The sequence below is a fragment of the Agromyces sp. GQ35 genome, from assembly GCF_059758475.1.
In genome coordinates this window covers 1557789-1583048 of the sequence record NZ_JCAXEO010000001.1, presented here as the reverse complement: position 1 = coordinate 1583048, position 25260 = coordinate 1557789, and the positions used below count along the sequence as shown (strand labels likewise).

24 protein-coding genes are annotated in these 25260 nt (G+C 69.8%); 6 read left to right on the top strand and 18 right to left on the bottom strand.

What is annotated here, in order from left to right:
* The 3 genes from AC6CH0_RS07350 to AC6CH0_RS07340 all read right to left on the bottom strand — a co-directional run bounded on the left by AC6CH0_RS07350 (position 1) and on the right by AC6CH0_RS07340 (position 1690).
* Positions 1-426 carry a MaoC family dehydratase gene (locus AC6CH0_RS07350; RefSeq protein ID WP_498099251.1) on the bottom strand — a complete coding sequence of 142 codons (426 nt, stop codon included), beginning with the start codon at positions 424-426 and terminating at the stop codon, positions 1-3.
* A complete protein-coding gene (locus tag AC6CH0_RS07345; protein ID WP_498099249.1) occupies positions 426-872 on the bottom strand; it encodes an FAS1-like dehydratase domain-containing protein in 447 nt (148 codons plus the stop codon). The genes AC6CH0_RS07350 and AC6CH0_RS07345 overlap by 1 nt, the downstream gene beginning before the upstream one ends.
* 191 nt (positions 873-1063) lie before the next feature.
* Positions 1064-1690, bottom strand: a complete 627-nt coding sequence (locus AC6CH0_RS07340; RefSeq protein WP_498099247.1) for a DUF937 domain-containing protein — start codon at positions 1688-1690, stop codon at positions 1064-1066.
* Positions 1691-1865: 175 nt separating this feature from the next.
* Between AC6CH0_RS07340 and AC6CH0_RS07335 the strand changes: the two genes are divergently transcribed.
* Positions 1866-2966, top strand: coding sequence for a hypothetical protein (locus AC6CH0_RS07335; protein WP_498099245.1), 1101 nt, complete (start codon positions 1866-1868; stop codon positions 2964-2966).
* Positions 2967-2969: 3 nt separating this feature from the next.
* On the opposite strand, the gene AC6CH0_RS07330 is transcribed toward AC6CH0_RS07335, so the two are convergent.
* The 4 genes from AC6CH0_RS07330 to AC6CH0_RS07315 all read right to left on the bottom strand — a co-directional run bounded on the left by AC6CH0_RS07330 (position 2970) and on the right by AC6CH0_RS07315 (position 5879).
* Positions 2970-3527, bottom strand: a complete 558-nt coding sequence (locus tag AC6CH0_RS07330; protein ID WP_498099243.1) for an SRPBCC domain-containing protein — start codon at positions 3525-3527, stop codon at positions 2970-2972.
* Between the two features lie 59 nt (positions 3528-3586).
* A complete protein-coding gene (locus tag AC6CH0_RS07325; RefSeq protein ID WP_498099241.1) occupies positions 3587-4603 on the bottom strand; it encodes a MerR family DNA-binding transcriptional regulator in 1017 nt (338 codons plus the stop codon).
* A 3-nt stretch (positions 4604-4606) separates the two neighbouring features.
* Positions 4607-5299 carry a HEAT repeat domain-containing protein gene (locus AC6CH0_RS07320; RefSeq protein WP_498099239.1) on the bottom strand — a complete coding sequence of 231 codons (693 nt, stop codon included), beginning with the start codon at positions 5297-5299 and terminating at the stop codon, positions 4607-4609.
* A 70-nt stretch (positions 5300-5369) separates the two neighbouring features.
* Positions 5370-5879, bottom strand: a complete 510-nt coding sequence (locus tag AC6CH0_RS07315; protein ID WP_498099237.1) for a hypothetical protein — start codon at positions 5877-5879, stop codon at positions 5370-5372.
* Between the two features lie 169 nt (positions 5880-6048).
* On the opposite strand from AC6CH0_RS07315, the gene AC6CH0_RS07310 reads away from it, so the two are divergent.
* Together AC6CH0_RS07310 and AC6CH0_RS07305 are read left to right on the top strand one after the other, a co-directional pair.
* Complete coding sequence (locus AC6CH0_RS07310) at positions 6049-6837, top strand: ABC transporter ATP-binding protein (protein ID WP_498099235.1); 789 nt, start codon at positions 6049-6051, stop codon at positions 6835-6837.
* A complete protein-coding gene (locus tag AC6CH0_RS07305; RefSeq protein ID WP_498099233.1) occupies positions 6819-8390 on the top strand; it encodes a transporter in 1572 nt (523 codons plus the stop codon). Before AC6CH0_RS07310 ends, AC6CH0_RS07305 begins: the two co-directional genes overlap by 19 nt.
* An 82-nt stretch (positions 8391-8472) precedes the next feature.
* Here AC6CH0_RS07305 and AC6CH0_RS07300 read toward each other — a convergent pair whose 3' ends face one another.
* The 6 genes from AC6CH0_RS07300 to gabT form a co-directional block, all read right to left on the bottom strand.
* The gene (locus AC6CH0_RS07300) at positions 8473-10026 is read right to left on the bottom strand and encodes an APC family permease (RefSeq protein WP_498099231.1); all 1554 of its coding nucleotides are present in this window, start codon (positions 10024-10026) and stop codon (positions 8473-8475) included.
* Between the two features lie 19 nt (positions 10027-10045).
* Positions 10046-10936 (bottom strand): universal stress protein, encoded by an 891-nt coding sequence (locus tag AC6CH0_RS07295; protein ID WP_498099229.1) that lies wholly within the window; start codon positions 10934-10936, stop codon positions 10046-10048.
* Positions 10936-12300: a flavin monoamine oxidase family protein gene (locus tag AC6CH0_RS07290; RefSeq protein ID WP_498099227.1), complete on the bottom strand. Its 1365-nt coding sequence runs from the start codon at positions 12298-12300 to the stop codon at positions 10936-10938. Before AC6CH0_RS07290 ends, AC6CH0_RS07295 begins: the two co-directional genes overlap by 1 nt.
* A 125-nt stretch (positions 12301-12425) precedes the next feature.
* Positions 12426-13895, bottom strand: a complete 1470-nt coding sequence (locus tag AC6CH0_RS07285; RefSeq protein WP_498099225.1) for an NAD-dependent succinate-semialdehyde dehydrogenase — start codon at positions 13893-13895, stop codon at positions 12426-12428.
* An 82-nt stretch (positions 13896-13977) separates the two neighbouring features.
* Positions 13978-15303 carry a Glu/Leu/Phe/Val family dehydrogenase gene (locus tag AC6CH0_RS07280; protein ID WP_498099223.1) on the bottom strand — a complete coding sequence of 442 codons (1326 nt, stop codon included), beginning with the start codon at positions 15301-15303 and terminating at the stop codon, positions 13978-13980.
* A complete protein-coding gene (gabT, locus tag AC6CH0_RS07275) occupies positions 15300-16658 on the bottom strand; it encodes a 4-aminobutyrate--2-oxoglutarate transaminase (protein ID WP_498099221.1) in 1359 nt (452 codons plus the stop codon). Before gabT ends, AC6CH0_RS07280 begins: the two co-directional genes overlap by 4 nt.
* A 268-nt stretch (positions 16659-16926) precedes the next feature.
* Here gabT and AC6CH0_RS07270 point away from each other — a divergent pair, with 268 nt between their 5' ends.
* Entirely contained in the window at positions 16927-18471 is a 1545-nt protein-coding gene (locus AC6CH0_RS07270; RefSeq protein ID WP_498099219.1) for a PucR family transcriptional regulator, read from the top strand.
* Between the two features lie 213 nt (positions 18472-18684).
* Here the strand turns inward: AC6CH0_RS07270 and AC6CH0_RS07265 are convergent, their stop codons facing one another.
* Together AC6CH0_RS07265 and AC6CH0_RS07260 are read right to left on the bottom strand one after the other, a co-directional pair.
* A complete protein-coding gene (locus tag AC6CH0_RS07265) occupies positions 18685-20070 on the bottom strand; it encodes a GH1 family beta-glucosidase (RefSeq protein ID WP_498099217.1) in 1386 nt (461 codons plus the stop codon).
* 212 nt (positions 20071-20282) lie between these two features.
* Positions 20283-21431 (bottom strand): M14 family zinc carboxypeptidase, encoded by a 1149-nt coding sequence (locus AC6CH0_RS07260; RefSeq protein ID WP_498099215.1) that lies wholly within the window; start codon positions 21429-21431, stop codon positions 20283-20285.
* Between the two features lie 226 nt (positions 21432-21657).
* Between AC6CH0_RS07260 and AC6CH0_RS07255 the strand changes: the two genes are divergently transcribed.
* Positions 21658-21852, top strand: a complete 195-nt coding sequence (locus AC6CH0_RS07255) for a DUF1918 domain-containing protein (protein ID WP_498099213.1) — start codon at positions 21658-21660, stop codon at positions 21850-21852.
* A 124-nt stretch (positions 21853-21976) separates the two neighbouring features.
* Complete coding sequence (locus AC6CH0_RS07250; protein WP_498099211.1) at positions 21977-22747, top strand: SGNH/GDSL hydrolase family protein; 771 nt, start codon at positions 21977-21979, stop codon at positions 22745-22747.
* A 26-nt stretch (positions 22748-22773) separates the two neighbouring features.
* Here the strand turns inward: AC6CH0_RS07250 and AC6CH0_RS07245 are convergent, their stop codons facing one another.
* The 3 genes from AC6CH0_RS07245 to AC6CH0_RS07235 are packed head-to-tail and all read right to left on the bottom strand — an operon-like array spanning position 22774 to position 25179.
* Positions 22774-23277, bottom strand: coding sequence for an FBP domain-containing protein (locus AC6CH0_RS07245; RefSeq protein WP_498099209.1), 504 nt, complete (start codon positions 23275-23277; stop codon positions 22774-22776).
* Positions 23278-23315: 38 nt separating this feature from the next.
* Complete coding sequence (locus tag AC6CH0_RS07240) at positions 23316-24227, bottom strand: bile acid:sodium symporter family protein (protein ID WP_498099207.1); 912 nt, start codon at positions 24225-24227, stop codon at positions 23316-23318.
* A gap of 58 nt (positions 24228-24285) precedes the next feature.
* A complete protein-coding gene (locus AC6CH0_RS07235) occupies positions 24286-25179 on the bottom strand; it encodes a hypothetical protein (protein WP_498099205.1) in 894 nt (297 codons plus the stop codon).
* Between the last annotated feature and the right edge of the window lie 81 nt (positions 25180-25260).

Below are 25260 nucleotides of genomic sequence, written 5' to 3'. Positions count from 1 at the left end.
TCAGGCGAGCGAAACGCGCACTTGCGCCTTGCCGAGCACCGTCTCGTCGCCGACCGTCACGGTGAGGTCGATGCGGGCGACGGATGCCGCCTCGTCGAGTTGTCCGACCTTGGCGGTGACGTCGATGGCAGCGCCCGCTTGCGGATCGACGACGACCGGGCGGGTGAACCGCACCTGGTAGTCGGCGATGCGGCCGGGGTCGCCCGCCCAGTCGACGACGGGCTGCACGGCGAGACCCATGGTGAGCATGCCGTGGGCGAGCACGCCCGGCAGGCCGACCTCGGCGGCGACGTCGTCGCGGTAGTGGATGGGGTTGAAGTCGCCCGAGGCGCCGGCGTAGCGCACGAGCGAGTCGCGCGTGAGCGGGAAGGACCGCTCGGCGACGACGTCGCCGACGGAGAGGGATGCGAAGTCGGGGGCGGGCATCAGTCTTCTCCTCGCACGACGAGCTGCGACACGGCGGTGACCACGTGGGCGCCGTCGGCGTCGACGATGACCGACTCGGCGACGACGATCGAGTGGGTGCCGAGCGACTTCACGCTCGAGACGGTGAGGGTCGCGGTGAGCAGGTCGCCCGCGACCACCGGGCGGGTGTAGCTGAACCGCTGGTCGCCGTGCACGACGCGGGAGAAGTCGATCTCGGCGTCGGGCTCGGCCAGCAACTGGGCGAGCGTGCGCTCTTGCACGACGATCGGGAACGTCGGCGGGGCGACGACATCGCGGTACCCTGCGGCGCGGGCCGCCTCTGGATCGAGGTTGATCGGATTCGTCGCGAAGACCGCGCGCGCGAACTCGCGCACCTTCTCGCGACCGACGAGGTAGGGCTCGGTGGGCGGGAGGACCCGCCCCTGCAGCTCGGGGTTCACTGGCACCCCGCCAGTCTATGCAGTGAGGTCCGCCCCGCCGGTCGAGGAGCGACCGACGAACGCGGCCACCCGCCGGTCGAGGAGCGACCGACGAAGGAGGGCGCGTATCGAGACCCCGCAAGAGGTCTCGATACGCTCGCTTCGCTCCCTACCCGACCGGCGGAGGGGCGCAGCGCACTACTCGACCGGCGTGAGGCTCAGCGCTTGCCGCCGCCGAGCAGGCCACCCAGCAGGTCGCCGAGACCGCCGCCCGATCCGCCGGAGCTCGACCCGCCGCCGAGGAGGCCGCCGACGAGGCCGCCGAGGTCGATGCCGCCTCCGCCGCCGGTGCCCGACGACCCAGACCCTCCGCCGAGCAGGCCACCCAGCAGGTCGCCGATACCGCCGCCGCTCGATTCCTTCGACGCGGCAGCCGGTTCGGCCTGCTTCTTCTGGAATTGGGCGGCGAGGAAGCTCAGCACGATCGGCGCGAGGATCGGCAGGAGCTTGCCGATCAGCTCGCCCGCCCCGCCCTCCTTCTTGTCGAGGGCCTTCACGACCTGGTCGGTGTTGCCGCCGAACACGTTCTTCACGATCTTCTTGCCGTCGTCTTCATCGACGTCGTCGAGGTTGACACCGCCCTCGATGAGCTTGGGGTCGTGCTTCGCGACCGCCTTCTCGAGCGAAGCAGCACCAGCGGGATCGGCGGCGTTGGCGCCCATTCCGGCGAGCAGCGCCGGCAGCGCGTCGTCGACCGCCTTTCTCGCGGTCGCCTCGTCGACACCGAGCTTCGCGGCGATGTCGCCGATCGGGAGGTTGGCGATGATGTCGTCGACTGCAGCCATTCGGGTTCCCCATTTCTCGCGCCCGCGAACGGGGCGCCCACGGTTCACCGTATCGATACGGATGCCGCGGGCGGAAGAGGCATCCGCTCAGTCGAGGTCGAGCCGCCCGAGCCACATACGCAGCCCAGTGACGGCCCTGACTCGCGCACAGGCGCCTCGCCCCTACGATGGCGAAATGCGCAACTTCGGGCGGTGGGTGGTCGTAGCCGGGACCACGGGGGCTCTTTCCATTCTGCTCGCGGGCTGCGTGCTGATGCCACCTGAGCCGACGAACTCGGCGACGCCCTCTGTCGCCCCGACGCCGACGCCCGTGGCGGCGCTGAGTTGCGACGATCTCGTCGACTCCGACGACGTGGCCGTCGCGTTGACGGGAGCCGATGGCGTGCCTCCCGAGGTCGTTCCGGCGGTGCGCCCGACCGCGAACCTCGACGACTACATCACGGATGCCGCAGGCGGGCTCTCGTGCTCGTGGCGCGCGGGTGACCCGCCCGGCGAGGCGATGGGGGCGACGGAGGGCGAGGACTGGGCGTACCTGACCGTCGAGGTGCTCCCCGGCGGCGCAGCCGGGTGGCACGCTTGGGCGATCGGCGGCGGCGAACACGAGGAGCTCACCACATTCGCCGGTGTCGACGCGGTCGCGAGTTGCGGCGATCCGGGGTGCGGCGTCTACACGGCCGCCGGCGACGCTGCGGTGACGGTGACGATGCGCGCCGCCGGATGGGGTATCGGCCGGTCGCGCTACCAGGGCCTCGGCGGCCCGATCGTCACGCAGCTGGAACCGGCGACCCGATCGGTGCTCGATGCCGTGGGCACGGCCGCCCCTGAGCAACTCGCCTGGCCACGGCTCGACACCTCCGGCGGTCGCGAGTGCGACGGTGCTCTCGACTCGGTGGGTATCGGCGCAGCGCTCGGGGTCGAGGGGCTCTCCCTCGAACGCACCACCATGGTGCGAGCGGGTACCCCCGCCGACGTCGTCGGTCTCTACATCTGCCAGGTCGCCGACTTCGATCTGCCGTTCACGATGATCACCGTCGGCCGCGGGCTCGCACCGGTGCTCGACGTGGTGGCGACGACCGCCGACGCATCCGCCGCGCTCGAATCAGTCGCGCTCGCCGGCGCCATCGAGGGCGAGCGCGCGCTGATTGCATGCGGCGAGGGCACGAGCACCTACTGCTCGCTGCTTTTCTCGATCGGGGCGACCGCGTACCAGGTGCAGTCGAAGGACGGCGACACTGTCACCGACATCGCGGAGGCGATGATCGCGCAGGCGCGATGACGATCAGTTGTCGTCGGGCCCGCTGAGGTGATCGAGGAGGTCGTCGAGCGACGCGAATTCGGTCGCCTCGATGCCATCGTCCTCCTCGGGGACCCCGGCGTCGGGTTCGAGGTACGCAGCCAGGTTCGAGAGCGACGAGGTGATCCCCTCTGCGTGATCGCGAGCACGGATCCCCGCCGGGACGTTGCGTGCCACGATCTCGACGATCGTTCCCTCGTCGACGCTCCGCAGCTGCCACTCCATCTGCATGGTCCCCTGCATGGCGGGGTCGTCCGACTCGAAGTCGATCTCCTGCACGACCCGCTCGCCCGGATCGACTCGCGGGATGCGAACCTCGGACACATCCGAGTCCGGCGAGGACTTGCCGGGCGAATCGGATGCGTCGTCGTACGTCAGCACGAGACGGTACGACCCGCCGGTGCGCATGTCGAACCGCTCGAACCGGGCTTGCATGCCCTTCGGCGGCAACCAGCCGACCAGCGCGGCCTCACTCGTGAGGGCCGCGAACACCTCTTCGCGAGGAACGTGGAGGAGAAGACTCGCGCGGTCTGTTCTGCTCATGAGGCGACTCTATTCTCGTCACGAGACCCGGTCGCGAGCCTTCGCTGACAATCCGTCGTTCATGAATGACGAGGGGTCCCGGCGGCCGGCCGGCGGCCGTGAAGCCCCTTCGCAGTGAGCGCGACGGACCGATCGGGATCACGCAGAAGCAGGTCGAGAGCTTCCGTTGCCTGATCGCCGGGTATCGATGCAAGCGCGGCAACGAGGCGTCTTCGGCCCGCGGCGTCGGCCGAACTCGTCGCTTCGACAATGCTCTGAACCACGGCATCGCCAAGACCGTGGTCCACGGCGAGTCGTTCAAGCACGTCGGCCGCCTCCATGTCTCCGTGGCCGAGTGCGACAAGCTCGACGATCGACGAGATGGACGTGGCATCTCCTGAGCGCCCGAGTACCAGGTGTGCACGAGAGCGAATGCGGAGGTCGTCGTGATCTCTCGCTTGGACGAGCACCGCTCGGGTCGCGAGCGAATCGATCTTCTCGAGCACCTCGAGGGCACGGTGCCGGCGATGCGCGACCGGGTCGTTGAGGGCGACGTCGAGCAGTGGGATGGCGGCGTCGCCAACTTGGACGATGGCCCATTGGATCGCTCCGAAGGCGTTGGGGTCGGGCTCGCGAAGCGCCGCCTCGACCAGCACGGCGACGTCGCGGTGGTCGCCGTCGATGATCGAGAGAGCATGGCGTTGCCGTGTCGAGGGGTCATCCCCGTCGAACCCTCGCATGAGTCCGATCGTGCGCATCACGTCTGGCCACCCTTCCGGGCCGGCCATCTGCACATGTTCGAGTCGCGCGAGTAGCTCCTCTGCCTGGGCGAGCTGCGTGCGGGCGCGGTCGACGAGCCGCGCGACCATGCCGCTCACCGTCAGTTGTTCGTCGGCGAGGGCGGCCGGGATCTCGGTGAGGGTGAGCCCGAGCGAGCGCAGTCCTTCCACCTGGAACAGCCGCCGCAGGTCACCATCCGTGTACTGGCGATACCCCGCTGGTGTGCGCTCACTCGGAGTGACAACTCCGATGCGGTCATAGTGTCGGAGCATCCGAGCACTGATGCCGGTGCGTTCGGCAACCTCTCCGATCAGCACGGGCTATTCCTCGATCGTTGGCGCTGCCTGCAAGATCGTGGGTGCTGCCTGCAAGGCGACGATGCGCTGCGCCTCCGCGACGGCCGCGTCGAAGCCGTGATCGGGGTTGCTCATCACGTACGCGGTCGCGATGGCGTGGGTACGCACGCTCGGGTTCTCCGCCGTCGACGCCTCATCGACGACTGCCGTTGCTGGCGCACCGAGCGTCGCGAACGCGCGGCTCAAGCTCCGTTGCAGCTCGCGTTCGCCTCTCCCGAACTGGGTCGCGAGAGTACGCGCGAGCGCGCCCTTCCGCTCTTCGGGAACGAGACCGGCCGCGGTGCGCCAGGCTGCTCGCGCCACCTCGTCGTCATCGTCAGTCAGCAACGCCGTCGTGATCGCCGGCCACGCGCGCGCGTCGCCGAGCTTGGAGAACGTGTGCAGCGCCTGGCTTCTCGCCTGCGCGGTGTCGGAGCCGAGCTCTGCCAGCAGCAGATCGACAGTGGTGTCGCGGTCGTGTCGAGTGAGCGCCCAGGTCAGCATGTCGCGAACATAGAAGTCGGTCTCGATGCCGCACTGGGCCACCAGCACGCGCACGTACTCGGGTGCCGGGTGCGTGCCCGCTGTCAACGCGGCCTGCAATCGAGCGGATGCCACGGGAGCTCTCAAAGCAGCCCGGAGTTGCGACGCCTCGATCTCGGTGCGTGTATCGGTCATGGTGAACACCTCCGGATGCCATACAACACCTTGTCACGGTGACAAGGTCAAGCGTTGTGCGGACTCAGGACTAGAGGTCGTGCGCGACGCGCGAGCTCCGGCGATTGCGAAGAGCGAGCATGACCGACAGTGCGATCGACAACACGAGTGCGATGGCGCTCGTGACGTAGAGCAGTGTCGACCAGCGTGAGCGGTCACCGCCGGAGATCATGAACGTATCCGCGAGCGCCATGCCCATGGGGAACGACGCTGCGAAGTAGGCGGGGGCACCGAACGCGAGGATGAGCAGCATCAAGATCGCGACGAGTTGGGGAGGTGCGTTCTGTGCCGCGATGGCGCACACCACGACCGTGCTCGCGAGCACGAGGGCGAGGCAGACGAAGATGACGACCGGAACAGGGGTGACCGATTCATCCGCCGCCGCCAACGCTGCCTGAATCTCGTCGAGCGTGAGACCTGGCGCGGCGGCCACGGGGTTCAGCACCAGAATCTGGAGCGCACCCAGGGCAGCGTACGCAGCGACCAGCACGAAGCCGATGGCGGCGACCAGCACGGCCGGTTTGGAAGTGTTGCGACGCATGATCCGTAAGCATACGAACGGCGGATGTCGCATGCCGACTCGTTGCACGACGCATGCGCCACTCTCGTTGTGTCCCGCGGCGCTGAATCCGTCGCGCGGGGGATCCGCGAGTGCCCGGGGATTCGTAGGGTTGGAGCGTTTGCGGAAGACGATCGGATCGGAGATCTCCATGACGGACGCTGCTCGACCCAGGGCGGCCGGTGCTGCGCCGGCGCTCGAGATTCGGGGGCTTGTCAAGCGCTTCGACGAGAAGGTCGCCGTTTCAGGCCTCGACCTCGACGTGCCGAGCGGGTCGTTCTTCGGGCTGGTCGGACCGAACGGCGCCGGCAAGACGACGACGCTGTCGATGGCCACGGGGTTGTTGCGACCAGATGCCGGTGAGATCCGCATCCACGGCGTGGATGTCTGGCGCGATCTGGTGGAGACGAAGAAGCTCGTCGGGATCCTCAGCGACGGCGTGCGGCTGTTCGATCGGCTGACCGGCATCCAGCTCGTGACGTATGCGGGGCTGCTGAGCGGGCTGCCTCGCGAACTGGTCGCCGGACGCGCGGCCGAGTTGCTGCAGCTGCTCGACCTCGAAAGCGCCGGGGGCACCCTCGTCGTCGACTACTCGGCGGGCATGACGAAGAAGATCGCGCTCGCGTGCGCGCTGGTGCACGCCCCGCAGCTGCTCGTCCTCGACGAGCCGTTCGAGTCCGTCGATCCGGTGTCGGCGGCGAACATCCGCGACATCCTCGACGGGTTCGTGCGATCGGGCGGCACCGTCATCGTCTCGAGCCACGCGATGGACCTCGTACAGCGCATGTGCGACCATGTCGCGATCATCGGCGAGGGCCGCGTGCTCGCCTCGGGCACGACGGATGAGGTGCGCGCCGGCTCGACGCTCGAGGACCGGTTCGTGGATCTCGTGGGCGGACGCCGAGCGGGAGGAGGACCCGAGTGGTTGCGACTCTCGTAAGGCTCCGGTTCCTGCTCCTCTGGAACTCGCTGCGGAAGAGTCCGTGGCAATTGGTCGCGGTCGTGATCGGCACGCTCTACGGTTTCGGGATCATGGTCGGCGTCGTCGTCGGGCTGTTCAGCCTCAGCTTCGCGCCGGCCGACATCGTCCGCGCCGTCACCGTGCTCGCGGGCGCCGCGCTCATCCTCGGCTGGACGTTCCTGCCGGTGCTGACGTCGGGCATCGACCAGACCGTCGAGCCCTCACGGCTGGTGTCGTTCCCGATCCCGCTCCCCACATTGCTCGTGGGGCTCACCGTGAGCGGCGTGCTCGGGGTTCCCGGCATCGTGACCTCGATCGCCGCGCTGGCCACCGCCCTCACGTGGTGGCAGGCTCCGCTCGCCGCGATCGTCGCGATCGTGTGCGCCGCGATCGGCGTGCTCACCTGCGTCGTCGGATCGCGAATGCTCGTCGCGCTCGCCTCGATCGTGGGTGAGGGCCGGCGGTTCCGCGAGGCCAAGGGTCTCGTCGTCTTCATCCCGCTGATCCTCCTGGGGCCGATCATCCTCGGCCTGCAGCGGCTGGTGGGCGACACCTTCGATGCCCTTCCGCAGATCGCATCGGTCATCGCATGGACGCCACTCGGTGCCATCTGGGCTGTTCCCGCCGACGTCGCCGCCGGCGACTTCGGCCGCGCCGGCGTCGAGTTCCTGATCGGCGTCGCGACACTGGCCGGGTTCGCGCTCCTCTGGCGGTGGGGGCTCGCCAAGGCCCTGGAAACGCCCGCGCGGTCGGGTCCGGCGAAAGCAGCGAAGCGAGGCCTCGGGTTCTTCGGCCGCTTCCCCGGCACGCCGTCGGGAGCCGTCGCAGCCAGGGCCCTGACGTACTGGATCCGCGACCCCCGGTACGCGCAGTCGCTGATCACGCTGCCGCTCGTGCCGGTCTTCGTGCTCGTGTACTCCGGCACGAACGACGACTTGACGCCCCTCAACGCGGTCGGGCCCATCATCGCCGTGCTGCTCGCGATGTCGATCTACACGGACGTCTCGTACGACAACACCGCGTTCGCGCTGCACCTGCAGATGGGCGTCAGCGGTCGCGACGACCGGATCGGGCGGGTTCTGGCGCTCGCGGTCTTCGCCGTGCCACTTTCGCTATTGGTCGTGCTCGGCACGGTCTGGCTGACGGGCGCATGGATCGCGCTGCCCGGGCTGCTCGGCATCACGATCGGCGTGCTCCTCAGCGGGTTCGCGCTGTCGTCGCTGATCTCGGGCAGGCTCATCTTCGCCGTGCCCGCTCCTGGCGAAAGCCCGTTCAAGTCGAAACCCGGTGGCGGCTTCAGCCTGACGCTGTCGCTGCTCGTGACGTGGACCATCCTCGCGATCCTCGTGCTTCCCGAGCTCGTCTTCGCCATCATCGGTTTCACGACCGGCCAGGTCGTCTACGGCTGGATCTCGCTCGCGCTCGGCATCGTGCTCGGCACGGTGCTGCTCGTCATCGGCGTGCGGGTCGGCGGCGACACACTCGACCGCCGAGGCCCCGAGCTCCTTGCGCAATTGCGGCGACAGAACTAGCTGAGGTCTGACTGACAGATGCCGCCGCGGTCCGACGGGACCGCGCCCTCAAGGATCCGCCCGCGCCGCGAGGCGTCCGCGATCAGTCCTCGGCGACCGCCCGTGAGAGCGTTTCGCCGCGGAAGAAGGCCGGGCGCTTGCGCCACTGCCAGAGCATGATGACGACGCCCGAGAGCAACACCACCATGCCGAGCACGAAGACGAGCCCCAGGCCGAAGAGGTTCGAGCCGCTGCCGTAGTCGGGGTCCATGCTGTCGATCAGCGTCGTGAAGAACAGCACGGCGAGGATCACGCCGCCGACGAGCGGGAACAGCAGCGTGAAGACGAAGTTCCGCACCGAGCGGAACCACACCGAGCGGAAGAACCAGACGCACGCGAACGCCGTGATGCCGTAGTAGAAGCAGATCATCATGCCGAGGGCCGTGATCGTGTCCCACAGCACGTTCTCGCTCACGAAGCGCATGACCGCGTAGAAGGCCGAGGCGACGACCGCCGAGACGATCGTCGCGTACCCGGGCGTGAAGAAGCGCGGGCTGACCTTCGCGAACTTCTCGGGCAGGGCTCCGTAGTGCCCCATCGCCAGCAGCGTGCGCGCAGGCGAGACGAAGGTCGACTGCAGCGACGACGCCGAGCTCGTGAGCACCGCGAGCGAGACGAGCACCGCGAGCGGGCCGAGGATCGGACCGGCGAGGTGGAAGAACACGTTGTCCTGGATGTCGGGGTTGCCCAGGCCGAACTCACCGTCGCCGACGCCCGCGAAGGCGATGAGCGAGACCGCGATGAGCAGGTAGAGCACCACGATGATGACGACGGTGATGGTCGCAGCACGGCCGGGCGTCTTCTCGGAGCCGCGGGTCTCCTCGTTCATCGTCAGCGTGACGTCCCAGCCCCAGAAGATGAAGATCGAGAGCGAGAGGCCGGCCGCGAACGACGAGAACGACTCGACCGCGAACGGGTTGAACCACGAGAGATCGATCGCCGTGGCGTCGAAGGCGTTGCCGTTCGCGACCTCGGCGAGTGCGGCCACCGAGAAGATCACGAGCACGAGCACCTGGAAGCCGACGAGCCAGTACTGCAGCTTCTGCGTGGTCTGCATGTCGCGATACGAGATCCAGGTCGCGCCGAGCATGAACAGCAGGCACACCACGACGTTCACGAGCGGGTTCGCCGCGATGCCTGCGATGTCGGGGTTCCCGGCGATCTGCGAGATCAGGAGGAACAGGAAGTCCACCGCAATGCCCGCGAGGTTCGAGAGCACGAGGATCGTCGCGGCGATGAGACCCCAGCCGGCGAGCCAGCCGACCCACGGGCCGAACGCGCGCGTCGCCCACGTGAACGAGGTGCCCGAGTCGGGCATTCGGCGGTTGAGTTCGCGATAGCCGAACGCGACCAGCAGCATCGGGATGAAACCGACGAGGATGATCGCCGGCACCTGCACGCCGACCTCCGACACCGTCGGGCCGAGCGCCGCCGTCAACGTGTACGCGGGTGCGATGCAGGAGATGCCGATGACGATCGCGCCGATCAGGCCGACGGACCCGGCAGAGAGGCCCTTCTTCGAGATGCCGTGCGATGAGCCGTCGATGGCGCGAGACGCCTCCGTGAGGGGCGCATTCGATTCTGAGGGGTGCGTCATTGCGGTCTCTTTCCGTCGATCAGTTCGTGGCGCCGGGCGTCGCGGTGCGCGGCACCACGATCATCGGCACCGGCAGTTCGCGCAGCATCTTCGCCGCCGTCGAGCCGAGGAACAGGTGACTCGGCGTGGCGAGCCGGTTGGAGCCGACGAGCACGAGCTCGCCGGCATGCCAGTCGAGCGATTGCACGGCGGCCTCGATGGTGGCGCCCTTCGCGGTGACCGCGGTGGCTTCCACGGTCGGTGGCAGCGTGCGCCGGGCGGCGAGCAGCACTTCGTCGGCGTGCACCGTGCTCGTGAGCTCGGCGAGCTGTTCGTCCATGCCGGCTGGCAGGTCGATGGAGACGAGCGAGAGCAGCCGCAGCGGCGCGTGGGTCAGCCGGGCCAGCCGAACGGATGCCTCGAGCAGTCCTTCTGCGCCCGGTCGAGTGCCGACCGCGGCGGTGATGCGGGTGACGCCCTGCCCGGGCGACACCTCTCGCGAACCGGCCGGGGCGAGCGCCACCGGCACGTCGGAGGAGTGCAGCAGTTCGTTCGCGACGGAGCCGATGCGCGAGCGCCCGAGGATGCCGCCGCGTGCGGCGCCGACGACGATGAGCGCCGCCTCGAACTCGTGTGCGGCGGCGATGAGCCCCTCGGCGAACGATTCCGCGTAGCGGATGTGCAGCGACTGGGCGACCTCGTCGCCGAGCGCCGCGGAGGCCTCGGCCAGCCACGTGCGCGAGCGTTCCCTGAGGAAACGCTCGTATCCGGCATCCTTCGGCACGTTGCTCGTGCGCGCCTCGCTCGGCAGCACGATGACGACCTCGAGCACCGCCTCGCTTGCGCGTGCGATGCGGGTCGCGAGTGCGAGGGCGTCGGCGCCGCTGTCGTTCGCGATGTAGCCGACGACGATACGGGTCGGAGCGGACATCAGCCCACCTCGAGGATCTCGGCGGCGACCTCACGGCCGACGCGGATCGCACCGTCGACGTGCTGGTAGCCCTTGCCCGCCATGTCGGAGCACGAGAAGTGGATCGGGCCGATGGGCGCTCGCAGGTCGGCGCCGTATCGGGCGAGGCCGCCCATGTCGAAGCTCGCGGCGTACGCGCCACGGGTCCACTCCTCCGAGCCCCAGTCGCTCTCGTAGTAGACGACCGGGTTCAACGCTTCGGGGCCGAAGTAGTGCGACATCGACTCGAGGATCTTCGCCTTGCGTTCCTCTGGCGTGACCGAGAAGACGCCGTCGGCCTCCTCGTCGGAGACGAATCCGACGAGCGTGCCGCGCGGGTCGTCGTGGTTCGTGTTGTCGTAGGCCTCGTGCACGAGTTCGTACGGGCTGAACGCCGTGCCCGAGAGCCCGGCCGCGCGCCAGAACGGCGTCTCGTAGACGGCATGGACCTTGATGACGAAGCCCATCGAGAGGTGCTGGTGCAGTTGCTGCTGCCGGCGGGGCAGCGGCGGCTCGTACGAGATGCGGCTGATCAGGATCGGCGGCAGTGCCAGCACGACGTGTTTCGCGTGCACCTCGAGCGAGCCGGTCACCGCGACGACACCCGACGCCGGGGCATCCGGTGACCATCGCACGGTGCGCACCGCCTGGCCGAGGCGCACGGCGCCGCCGAGCCGTTCAGCCAGCAGCAGCGGCACCTGCTGCAGGCCGCCGACGACGCGCTTGTCGAGGATGAAGTCGGCGTCGACGAGGTTCGAGAACGAACCGGCGGAGGCGGCCATGAGCAGCGCCTGCAGCGCAGAGAACGCGTGCGCCGGCTTCGTGAGCATGGCGCCCGCGATGAACATGCCGATGTTCTCGCGCGCCTCGAGGTCGTCGGTCTGCGTCTCGAGCCAGTGCGCGAACGAGATCTCGTCGAGCTCCTTCGCGCGCGGGTGCGCCCACGGCCGGTCGGGGTCGATTTCGGCGACGAGGGCGTCGAGCTTGTCGATGAGCGAGACGATCTGTTCTTCGGTCGCGCGCGGCACCGGGAAGATCTCGCCCTCGAACTTCTTCAGCTCGCCATCGGGGCCGATGTAGATGTTCTCGCCCTCGCGGTAGCGCGAGTACGTCTCGAGGCCGAGCTCGTCGAGCGTCTCGATGAGCGCATCTTGATCGGGCGAGACCCACTGGCCGCCGATCTCGAGCATCGCGCCGTCGATGTCATCGGTCCACAGGCGTCCGCCGGCGCGGTCGCGCGCTTCGAGCACGACGACCGAGCGGCCGGCGTCCTGCAGGCGGTTGGCGACGGTGAGGCCGGATGCCCCGGCGCCGACGATGACGACGTCGCAATCGATGCGTTCCATGGTTCTGTTCTTCCTGTCTCTGCGCGAATTGCGTTCGCCGGTCGAGTAGGCCCGCCAGGCCGTATCGAGACTCAGCGGTTGGTCTCGATACGCTCGCTGCGCTCGCTACTCGACCGACGGGGGACTCAGCTGACGGGGATGAGGGTGTACTTCGTGTCGAGGTACTCGTGGATGCCCTCGAGCCCGCCCTCGCGGCCGATGCCCGACTGCTTGATGCCGCCGAACGGAGCGGCGGCGTTGGAGACGAGGCCCGTGTTCAGGCCCATCATGCCCGTGGCGAGGCGGTTGATCATGCGGTGGCCGCGGGCGAGGTCTTGGGTGAACACGTACGAGACGAGCCCGTACTCGGTGTTGTTCGCAAGGCGCACCGCCTCGTCTTCGGTCGAGAAGGTCGTGATGCCGAGCACCGGGCCGAAGATCTCTTCACGCAGCAGGCGGGCGTCGGCGGGCACCGAGCCGAGCACGGTCGGCGCGTAGAACGTGCCCTCCCCCTCGATCGGGCTGCCGCCGGCGAGCACCGTCGCGCCCTTGCTCACGGCGTCGGTGACGAGCTCGTCGGTCGAGGCGACCGCCTTCGCGTCGATCAGCGGGCCGATCGCGATGCCGTCTTCGGTGCCGCGGCCGACGCGCATCGCCTGCACGCGCTCGGCGACCCGCTTGCCGAACTCGGCAGCGACCGACTCGTGCACGATGAACCGGTTCGCGGCCGTGCACGCCTGCCCGATGTTGCGGAACTTCGCGAGCATCGCGCCATCGACCGCCTTGTCGAGATCGGCGTCGTCGAAGATCACGAACGGCGCGTTGCCGCCGAGCTCCATCGAGGTGCGGAGGATGCCCTGGGCCGCTTCCTTCATGAGGCTGCGGCCGACCTCGGTCGAGCCCGTGAAGCTCAGCTTACGGAGCCGCGGGTCGGCGATGATCGGGCCCGAGACCTTCGACGAGGTCGACGTCGCGATGACGTTCACGACGCCGGCCGGCAGGCCGACCTCCTCGAGCAACTGCACGAACGCGAGGGTCGTGAGCGGCGTGAGGGCCGGGGGCTTGATCACCACGGTGCATCCGGCCGCCAACGCCGGCGCGATCTTGCGGGTCGCCATCGCGAGCGGGAAGTTCCACGGCGTGATGAAGAACGACGGCCCGACGGGGCGCTGCGAGACGACCATGTGGCCCGTGCCCTCGGGGTTCAGGCCGTAGCGGCCCGAGATGCGCACGGCCTCTTCGCTGAACCAGCGCAGGAACTCGCCGCCGTAGGCGACCTCGCCGCGCGCCTCGGCGAGCGGCTTGCCCATCTCGAGCGTCATGAGGAGGGCGAACTCCTCTTTGCGCTCCTGCAGCAGGTCGAACGCACGGCGCAGCAGTTCGCCGCGCTCACGCGGAGCGGTGGCAGCCCAGGCGTCCTGCGCGGCCACGGCCGCGTCGAGGGCGCGGGTGCCGTCGGCCACCGAGGCATCCGCGATCTCCTTGATCGTGCCTCCGGTCGACGGGTCGACGACGGCGAGCGTCTTGCCGCCCTCGGCGGCGACCCATTCGCCGCCGATGAAGAGCCCGCCGTTGATCTTGTCGAGCACGGTGGCTTCCAGTGTTGCGTTCGTCATGCGTGGTGTCCGTTCGATGTTCCGTGAGTGGCGACCTGGCCGGTCGGCGGATGCGGACCGACGGTGTTCGGTCCGCAGTCGATCAGGGGTAGAGCCCCCGCAGCTTGTGGGCTTCGGCGACACGCTCGACGGCGAGCGCAGTCGCGGCGGTACGAAGCGAGAGCCCCCGCGCTTCGGCGTACCCCAGCACGTGCCGCCACGCGCTGAGCATCCGCTCCTCCAGTCTGGCCTCGACCTCGTCGGCGCGCCACCAGTAGGCCTGGTTCGCCTGCACCCACTCGAAGTAGGAGACGATGACGCCGCCGGCGTTGGCGAGGATGTCGGGCACGACGAGGATGCCGCGTTCGCGCATGATGCGGTCGGCGGCGGGCGTGGTCGGCCCGTTGGCGCCCTCGACGACGACCGTGGCGCGAACGCCCTCGGCGTTGCCCTCGTGCAGCACGCCCTCGACGGCGGCCGGCACGAGCAGGTCGACGTCGAGGCCGAGCAGTTCGGCGCCGTCGATGGGCTCGGCCCCGGCGAAGCCGACGACCGATCCGGTTGAGCGCACGTGGTCGGTGAGCGCCTCGACGTCGAGACCCTCGGCGTTGAAGATCGCGCCGTACTGGTCGCTCACTCCGGTGACGGTCACGCCGGCCTCCGACAGGAACCGTGCGGCATCCGCGCCGACCTTGCCGAAGCCCTGCACCGCTGCGGTCGCCCGCGACGGCTCGATGCCCACGTGCCGGAGCGCGGCGAGCGCGATGTGGGTGACCCCACGCGACGTCGCGCTCGCCCGCCCCTGCGAACCGCCGAGCGAGATGGGCTTGCCCGTCACGATGCCGGGCACGGTGTAGCCCATGTTCACCGAGTAGGTGTCCATGATCCACGCCATCGTCTGCTCGTCGGTGCCGATGTCGGGCGCGGGGATGTCGCGCTCCGGGCCGATGATCGGCAGGATCTCACTCGTGTAGCGGCGGGTCACGCGCTCGAGCTCGGCCATGGAGTGCTCGCGGGGGTCGATCGCGAGTCCGCCCTTCGCGCCGCCGTACGGCACGTCGAGCAGGGCGCACTTCCAGGTCATCCACATCGCGAGCGCCCGCACCTCGTCGAGGTTCACGTTCGGCGCGTAGCGCAGGCCGCCCTTGGCGGGGCCGCGTGAGAAGTTGTGCTGCACGCGGTAGCCGAGGTAGAGCCGGCTCTCACCGGAATCCATGCGGAGTGGCACCGCGACACTGAGCTCGCGGCGCGGGGTCGCGAGCATCTGGTGCAGCCCGTCGGTGTAGCCGAGCAGGCTGATCGCCTCGGCGAGCTGCGAGCGCGCGTCAGTCAGGGGCGTGGCGATGTGCGCGGTGGATGCTGCGGAGTGGCCGGATGCTGCGGCATCCGTTGCGGTCGACACCGTCGTCGCCGCGAGGAGCTCGGTCATGCGTTCTTCAATCCTTCCGCGACGACGCCGAGGCCGTCGACGAGCAGTTCGTCGGAGATGGTGAGCGGGGGCAGGAAGCGCACCACGTTGCCGTAGGTGCCACAGGTGAGGAGCACGACGCCGTTGGCGTGGGCGTACTTCGCAACCGCGTTGGTGAGGGCGGCGTCGGGTGCGCCCGTCTCGGGGTCGACGAGCTCGATCGCGACCATCGCGCCCCGGCCTCGCACATCCCCGATGCGGGGATCGGCGGTGCGCAGCGCGTTGAGCCGGCCGATGAGCACGGCGCCGATCTCGCGAGCGCGGGCGATCAGCCCGTCGTGCTCATACGCGTCGATCGTGGCGAGCGCGGCGGCGCAGGCGATCGGGCTGCCGGCGTAGGTGCCGCCGAGGCCGCCGGCGTGCGCCGAGTCCATGATCTCGGCGCGACCGGTGACGGCCGAGAGCGGCAGGCCACCGGCGATGCCCTTCGCGGTGACGATCAGGTCTGGCACGATGCCCTCGTGCTCGCTCGCGAACCAGGCGCCCGTGCGGGCGAATCCGGTCTGCACCTCGTCGGCGATGAAGACGACGCCGTTGGCGTTCGCCCACTCGACGAGCGCCGGGAGGAACCCGGCGGCCGGCACGATGAAGCCGCCCTCGCCCTGGATGGGCTCGATGATGATCGCGGCGAGGTTCTCGACGCCGACCTGCTTCTCGATCTGGCTGATCGCGCGGGCGGCCGCCTCGCGACCGTCGAGGCCGCCGTCGCGGAACGGGTAGCTGAGCGGGGCGCGGTACACCTCTGGGGCGAACGGACCGAAGCCGCTCTTGTAGGGGATGTTCTTCGCCGTGAGCCCCATGGTGAGGTTCGTGCGGCCGTGGTACGCGTGGTCGAATGCGACGACGGCCTGCTTCTTCGTGAAGTGGCGCGCGATCTTGACGGCGTTCTCGACGGCCTCTGCACCCGAGTTGAAGAGTGCCGAGCGCTTGACGTGGTCGCCGGGCGTGAGCTCGTTGAGCTTCTCGGCGACGGCAACGTAGCCCTCGTACGGCGAGACGGTGAAGCACGTGTGCGTGAAGGCGTCGAGCTGTGCGGTGACGGCCTCGACGACGCGCGGGTGGGAGTTGCCGACACCGGTGACGGCGATGCCCGAGCCGAGGTCGATGAGCGAGTTGCCGTCGGCGTCGACGACGACACCGCCGCCGGCAGCGACGACCGAGATCGGCAGCGTGTGGCCGACACCCGCGGCGACGGCGGTCGCCTTGCGAGCCAGGAGCTCCTGCGAGCGCGGGCCCGGGATGGCGGTGACGAGGCGGCGCTCCTGCACGAGCGAAGGTCCTCCGGTCGTGGTGACCGGGGTGTCGACGAGGGTCATGGCTGCTCCGATGCGAGGTGACGACGTTGGCTGATGCGGCAATGGTAGGTCGGGCCGAGCGGATGCCTCATGGCCCGCGTGTACACTCGAATGCACTTCGCTCGACACCGCGTACATCACCGTCGGTCGCGACGAGGCTCCTCCGGGCGTTCCGTCGCGATCACCCTTCGACCCCGCCAGACCATTCCGATCGAGTGGGCGAAGTTGGTTCTCCTCTCGCATTGATGGGCGCCAACATCGCCCGCTCGGCCAACCACGAAGGAACCCCGTGCAGCCCACCGTGCAGACCCTTCTCGACCGCTCCGAACTCGGACTGGGCCTGCTCACGTCTCGGGCGGCGCTGCCCGACGACGCGCTCTCGGCGCCGATCGTCTGGGCGCACAGCTCCGACCTCGCCGACCCCGCGCCGTTCCTCGATGCGGGGCACGTGCTGCTCACGACCGGTACCCAGTTCGGCGACGACGCCGACGACGACTTCGCGGAGCGCTACGTGCGGCGGCTTCGCGAGACCGGGGTCGCTGCACTGGGCTTCGGCACCGAAGTGATCCGCGAGGGCACGCCCGAGTCGCTCGTCGCCGCCTGCACCGTGCAGCGCCTGCCGCTCTTCGAAGTTCCCTACCGGGTGCCGTTCATCGCGATCGCCCGCACCGTCGCCGACCTCATCGCCGAAGACGCCTACGCCCGCCAGGCGTGGGCACTCAACGCTCAGCGTGCGATCTCGCTCGCGGCGCTGCGGCCCGACGGGCTGTCGGCGACCCTCGCCGAGCTCTCGCATCGCATCGGCGCGTGGGTGGGGCTCGTCGACGCGACCGGCTCGCTCGACCGTGAGGCGCCGTCGGGCGGGCTCGACCAGCCCCTGCTCGGCGAGGTCGTCGGCGAAGCGCGTTCCATGCTGCGGCGGGGCCAGCGCGCGAGTCGCACTCTGCTCGCGGGCGAGTCGACACCGGCACCGCAGCGGATGACGCTGCAGACGCTCGGCGGCGGCGGCGCGTTGCGCGGGGTGCTCGCGATCGGCGACTCCCCCGAGCTCGACCAGGCCGGCCGCGAGGTCGTCACCTCGGTGATCGCACTCGCGGGCCTCGCCCTCGAGCAGAACCGCGACCTCGACCGGGCCCGCGGCCATTTGCGCTCGGGTCTGCTCCGCGGCATCCTCGCCGGCGACCTGACACTCGCCGAGCGGGTCGCGACCGAGATGTGGGGGCCGCTGCCGTCGGCGCCGATGCGCATCGCCGTGACGGATTCCCCGCCGACGAACGTCGATCGCCTCACCGAACTGCTCGAGCTGCGGGTCGACGAGCGGAACGGCCGGCTCTTCTTCGGTCGCGACGACGAGCAGTTCGTGCTCGTGCTCGAGGAAGCCGACCTCGCGCTCGCCGACGAGCTCGCATCGGAGTTCGAGCTGCCGGTCGGCCTCTCCGACCCGGTCGGCGCCGGCGGCATCGCCGCGGCTCACGAGCAGGCCCTGCGCGCCCTCGAGCGGGCCCGCGAATCGGGGTCGGGCGTGGTGCTGTTCGACGAGATCAGCCGCCAGGGGGTGCTCGCGTTCCTCGCCCGCACCGACGCGCGGGCCGTCGCCCTCGCGACCCTCGCCCCGCTCACCGAGCATGACGCCGCCAACGGCACGGCGCTGCTCGCGACGGCGCGCACCTGGCTCGAGAACGGCGGCCAGTTCGACGCCACCGCGAAGGCGCTCGGGGTGCACCGGCACACCGTGCGCAGCCGCATCGCGCTCGCCGAGCGCCTGCTCGGCCGCGACCTCTCGGGTTTCCACGCGCGCGCCGACCTCTGGGCGGCCCTGCTCGCCGTCGACTGACGGCTCGGCTCGGCCCGGCTCGGCTCGGCCCCAGCTCAGCCCTGCCCAGCTCAGCCCTGCCCGGCTCGGCCCTGGCCGGCTCGGCTCGGCCCGGCTCGATGCACCGTCGTGCCTGGCGGGCCGGTATCCGCGATTCAGGCAATGGGCCGCCCGTCAGGCGGGAATCGCAGATCGCGACCTGACGGGCGGCCTATCGCCTGAATACAGCGCGAGCTACCGACCGCGCCGCTCGCGCGCGATGCGCGACCGGTACCACGCGTACGAGTCCTTGGGCACGCGCTCCCCCGACTCGAAATCGACGTGCACGAGCCCGAACCGCTGCGTGTACCCCTCGGCCCACTCGAAGTTGTCGAGGAGCGACCAGAGGTAGTACCCGCGCACGTCGACGCCGAGCTCGATCGCGGCGCGTACCGCCTCGATGTGCTCCGACAGATACGCGATGCGCCGCTCATCGTGCACCGCCCCGCCGACGACCTCGTCGGGGAACGACGCACCGTTCTCGGTGATCACGATCGGCGGCAGCCGGTCGCCGTAATCGGCGCGCAACGACGCCAGCAACTCGGTGAACGCCGCCGGCACGATCGGCCAGCCGAATCCCGTCGTCGGCACCCCCTCGAAGTCGACGGGCTCGAACGGCAGACCCGCTGCGGCGAACTCCGAGCCGTCGGATGCCGCGGCGACCCGCGTCGGGTTGTAGAAGTTCACCCCGTAGAAGTCGATCGGGGCGCCGATCACCTCGAGGTCGCCGTCGGCCAGGCCGGGCATCGCGTCGAGCCCGAATCCCGAGAGGTCGGGGTACGCGCCGGTGAGCACCGGGTCGGCGAAGATGCGGTTGTAGACGAGGTCGAGCGCGCCGGCGGCGAGACGATCACCCGGGGCATCCGTCGCGGGCACCACCAGGGTGTGGTTGTTGGTGATGCCGACCTCGGCGTCGCTGCGCGCACGGATAGCGGCCACAGCCAGCCCGTGCGCGAGCAACTGGTGGTGCGCGGTCGGCAGCGCGCCCATCATGAGCGCGTGGCCCGGTGCCTGAGTGCCGAGCGCGTAGCCCTGCAGCGTCGTCATGGCGGGCTCGTTGAGGGTGATCCATCGGCCGACGCGGTCACCGAGCCGGTCGACGACGAGCGCGACGTACTCGGCGAAGCGGTGGGCGGTGTCGCGGTTCAGCCAGCCGCCGGCCGCCTCGAGCGGCTGCGGCAGGTCCCAGTGGTAGAGGGTCGGCACGGGGGCGATGCCCTCGGCGAGCAGTGCGTCGACGAGGCGGTCGTAGTACGCGAGCCCCGGCTCGTTCGCCGGCCCGCTGCCGGTCGGCTGCACTCGCGGCCAGGCGATCGAGAAGCGGTAGTCGTCGACGCCGAGCCCTGCGAGCAGGGCGACGTCGTCGCGAAACCGCCGGTAGCTGTCGGCGGCCACCTCGGCGTTGGCGCCCTCGAGCACCTGCCCGGGTACCCGGGTGTACACGTCCCAGATCGACTCGCCCCGGCCGTCGGCCGTCGTCGACCCTTCGACCTGGAAGGCGGCGGTGGCCGCGCCCCAGCGGAATCCCCGCGGGAACGGCGCCGGCTCGGTCGAGTGTTCAGGGGTGGCGGCGTCGCGCATGGAGAACCTCGCTGTTCGTCTGCAGGTCACGGTCAGCGGATGCCGCGACACCCGCTCGCCCTCGACTGGGACGCTTGACCCACTCTCGCCACCCTAGCCGGGCAGCCCCGCCGGCGGAAGTGTGTGCGAGCACGCTGCACGACGCGGCGGCGAGTCACCCGGCGAAACCGGAGACCCGCCGCCGCGCGTGGTTCAGCGACCGGCGACCAGCGTCAGAAGGAGGCCGGGATCACACCGTCGTCGGTCTGGTAGCCGGTGACGGGTGCGTGCGGAATCTCCTCCCAGCGGGCCGGGTCCTCCTGCGCGACCTCGCCCGTCGTCATGCCGACCAGCAGCTCCGTCAGCGCACGCACGTTCTGCTGGATCGACTTGCCGCGGGCCTTCTGCCCGAGGCTGCCGTCGCTCGTGTTGCCGCTCGTCTCGAAGAAGATCGCCGGGTTGCTGTGCCCCTCGGGGTTGAGGCCCTTGTAGTCGTATCCGAGCATCATCGCCGAGACGACACCGCCCTTGATGTCGATCTCGAGGCTTCCGCCGACCTGGTAGCGGTCCATGTTGATGTACCCGTAATTGGCGAGCTCGTCGTACACGTGCACGTGCATCTGTCGCGTCAGCGTGTCGTACGCGCCGCCTTCGATACCCGGAAGCGTCGGCCCGCCGGGGGCCAGTGAGATGCCGAGCGAGAGCGTCACGTCGTCTCCCGTGCCGTACTCCGTCTTCAGCCCCTGGTGGTGGATGTCGACGGCGAACGCGGGGTCGACCATCGTCCAGTACTCGTAGTACGCCTCGGACTCGGCGGCGACGAACCGGTTGTCGCCCCAGTCGCGATTCAGGTCGATCCGGGTCTCCGAGCCGTCCTGCAGGATCGTCTGGCGGATATTCGCCTCGGATCCGTCGGGGTTGTACATCGGGATGACGTGGAACGTGTACGTCTCACGCAGCAGCGCCCAGTCGGCGGAGCCGTTCGTGCCGAGGTCCTTCAGCACGGCCAGCAGCGTCTCGGTGCCGTAGGGCTCGTTGCCGTGGATGCGGCCCTGCAGCCAGACCGCCTCGGGTCCGTCGCCGACGGTGGCGACGTAGAGATCGCGGCCCTGCTCCGAGGTCGAGACCTCGGTGCCGATCTCGGCGAGGGTGGCGACCTCGACGCCGAAGCGCGAGGTGCGCTCGAGTCGATCCAGCTCGGCGATGAGGTCGGCGTACGTCGCGATGCTCGCGATGTTGGTGTTGCCGTTGGGCGATGGGAAATTGGCGTCGGCGAGTGCCGGCGAGCCCGCGGCCAGCGGGGCTGCCACGGCGAGTGCTGCTGCTGCGGCGAGAACGGTGGTGCGGCGACGGCGATTCGGTGACGTCGATGCTTCGGTCATCTGTTGCTCCCCCTGTGAGTTCGACATGCCGCGGAGGCGGCACGTGCCCGCGGGAACCTGCCTTGGAATGGGCTTTCCTCTGGGCGTGCTTCGGAGCGTACGGATGCGGTTCCGTGCCCGTCAAGGGACGAGCGTCCGCGCTTCGAGCGCGCACCGCACCGATCGTCCGACACCTTCCCCACCGCGACCGCCCGGCGTACGCTGGAAGAACCCGAAGGAGGACGCGATGCACGCAACCGTCGGAGAACGCCTCATCATCCATGGCAAGCACGTCGGCCAGGCAGCACGCCACGGCGAGATCCTCGAAGTGCGCGGAGACGACGGCAGCCCGCCCTACCTCGTGCGATTCGACGACGGGCACGAGACGCTACTCTTCCCCGGCGCCGATTGCGTGCTCGAGCACGAACAGCACGCCGGCTGACGACGCAGGCGCACTGCGACGCCGAGCACCGCGTCGACGTGCAGCTGTGCCGGCCGCGCGGGTGAGGCGCGGCCGCGTGGGCCGCGTGGGCCGCACACACATCGTGCCGCGCTAGCGTGGACGCATGTTCCACTCCTACGCGGCCATCGGCGACAGCTTCACCGAGGGCGTCGGCGACGAGATGCCCGATGGCACCGCACGCGGGTGGGCGGACTTCGTCGCACTCGGCCTCGCAGCGGCGGCGCGCGAGCCGATCGGCTATGCCAACCTCGCGATCCGCGGCCGCAAGCTCGGGCCCATCATCGACGAGCAGCTCGACGCGGCGATCGCGCTGCAGCCCGAGCTGCTGAGCTTCAACGGCGGCGGCAACGACATGCTTCGCCCCCGCATGGACGAGCAGGCGACCGCCACGCGGTTCCGCGGCGCGATCGAACGCATCCGCGGCGCGGGCATCCACGTGCTCATGCTGAGCGGAGCGAACCCGACCGAGCACTTACCCCTGGGCAAGGTGTTCGACGCTCGTGGCGCACGCCTCACGGCGGCGCTCGTCGACCTCGCCGATGTGCCCGGCGTCACCTTCGTCGACAACTTCAACGATCGCATCCTCCGCGACATCCGCTACTGGTCGGCCGACAAGCTGCACCTCAATGCGCTCGGCCACGCGAGGGTCGCGAGCAACGTGCTGACGGGTCTCGGCGTGCCCGTGCCCGTCGAGTGGGGCGTCGACGAGGTCGCCGCGGCACCCGCCGGGCCGCGCAGCCGCAACACCGCGACGTACTACCGCGAATTCGTGCTTCCCTGGATCGGGCGTCGGCTCACCGGCCGCTCCTCCGGCGACGGCCGCACCGCGAAGCGACCGAGCCTCCAGCCGGTTGCCGCGGATGCCGCGGGCTGACGCCTGACCTCGGGCGTCGAGCGGTCTCAGCCGACCCGAGCCCCGAGCACGTCGGCGACGAACGCCCGCGTGCGGCGTGCGAGTCCCTCGATGCGCTCGAGCTCGTGCACGCTCGGCTGCACCTCCGACGGCGCCGGCGGCCGGCCGAGGCGCACCGTCTCCTGGCAGGCCAGGTCGGCGCAGATGTAGGTGCCGAGGCTGTCGCCGCGTTCACCGGCGGCCCCTGCGCGGCGAGCCGAGAACATCTCGACCTGGTCGCCGGGCTGCTGCGTGTGGCAGAGATCGCAGATGGCGGCGCGGTGATGCGACCCGGTGCGCTCCGCGGCGCGGAGCACGATGCCTGCAGGGGTGCCGCCGAGTTCGGTGACGAGGTAGCCGCGCGCGGGGATGCGCGGGTCGCGCCATGCGAACGCGTCGAGCGGAGCCCACTCGGTGATGAAGAACCGCACCGGCAGCGAGAGCTGCTCGAGCTCTGCCGCGCTCGCATTGCCGAGTGACGAGCGGATGTCGGTCTCCACCAGTGGCTGCATGCATTCCCCTCCGTGCGTGCCTCCAGTCTACGAAGCGCTCACGACGCCGGGCGCGCCTCGGAATCAGCGGCGGCCGCGGCATCCGCTCGATCTGGTGCTGCGCCACGACCTCGGATCAGGAAGCCGAAGGCGAGCGCGACGAAGAACATGAGCACGCCGTACACCGCAGCCGGCAGGCTCATCTCGACGCTTCCGATGACGGTCTGGGCGATCACGATCGCGAGCGTCGCGTTGTGGATGCCGATCTCGAAGGAGCTCGCGATCGACTGCGCACGGTCGACCCGCAGCATCCGCGGCACGACGTAGCCGATGCTGAGGCTCAGCACGCAGAACAGCACCGTGATGGCGGCGAGGCTGCCGAAGTTCTCGAGCAGCAGGTCGAGGTTGGAGACGATCGCGCCGGCGATCACGACCACGAGGATCACGACGGAGGCGATGCGCACGGGCTTGTCCATGCGGTCGGCGAAGCTCGGGCGCCACCAGCGCACGAGCATGCCGAGCACTACCGGCAGCAGCACGATCGCGAAGACCTCGACGGTCTTGGCCAGCTGCAGGCCGAGGGTCTCATCGCCCGGCAGAAAGTAGGCGATCGCGAGGTTCGTGATGAGCGGCAGGGTGACGACGGCGAGCACCGAGTTGATCGCGGTGAGCGAGATGTTCAGGGCGACGTCGCCGCGGAACAGGTGGCTGTAGAGGTTCGCCGTCGTGCCGCCGGGCGATGCGGCGAGCAGCATCATGCCGACCGCGAGCACCGGCGGCAGCCGGAAGGCCAGCACGAGGGCGAGGCAGACCGCCGGCAGCAGAAGCAGCTGGCAGAGCAGGGCGACGATCACCGCCTTCGGATGCTTCGCGACGCGCGCGAAGTCGCCGGGGGTGAGGGAGAGGCCGAGCCCGAACATGATGATGCCGAGGGCGAGGGGCAATCCGATGGTGGTCAACGCTGATCCCATGCGCTCAGTGTGGCGCAACACGGGCCGTGACGGAACGACGAATTCGGCGGTTCGCCGGCTACTCGACGTGGCGGGCCGCGAGACCCGACGACGACCACTCGTCGTACGTCATCGGCGTCGGCCCGTCGTCCGCCGGCGTCGGCACCCACACCCAGACGCCGTCCGTCGAGGCCTGCGAGCGCGGCACGATCGACCATTCGACGGCGGTGGAGTGCTCATTCCACGCGAGTTCGACGGCGCTCGCCGGGTCGAGCCCGGCCGGCGGGGGCTGGTCGCCGAACTCGTCGTGGGTGATGAACTGACGGATGCCGGCCCGGGCGAACTCCCGCTCGCTCACGCAGTTCGCACCCCAGCTGCTCCACTGCTGCCGTTGGGCGATCATGCAGACGTCGCCGTCGTCGCGGAACACCCAGACGTCGTGCCCGACGGCATGCCCGATGTTGCGGAAGGTCGCGACGGCGTCGGTGCCGAGCACCGCCACGAAGGCGCGCGGTCCGGCGTCGACGTCGTCGCGTGCCTGGTCGAACACCTCGAGTCCGCGCGGTGGGTCGGCGCGATCCGGCAGCGCGGAGAACGCGATGGCGATGACGGCGACCGTACCGAGCAGACCGGCCCCCGCCAGCATGAGATGGCGCCGTCGCCGAGACCGCTTCGAGCTCGCCGACCCGCTCACTCGGGTGGCCGCGCTCGCCGGCGGCCCCGCGCTCGGTCCGTAGTGGAGCGTCGGCGTGGCTGCAGGCGTCGAGCGGATCGCGTCGAGCTGAACCTGCCGCGCCTGCCGCGCCTGCCGCGCGCGCTGCGCGCGCCGGTCGAGCTCTTCGAGCTCCTCGAGCTCCAGCTCGACGGCGGCCAGCAGGGCCACGGCATCGGAGGTGTCACCGCCGGGCACGCCGTAGATCACGCGCCGCAACTCCTCGCGGCGGGCGGTCAGACGCGCACGGTCGTGATCCATCGACAGCTCCTGCGGTCAACGGTACGCCGCTCCACCGGCGCCCGCACCCCTCGCCTCCCGGTCGGTCGGGGGCGCGAAGAT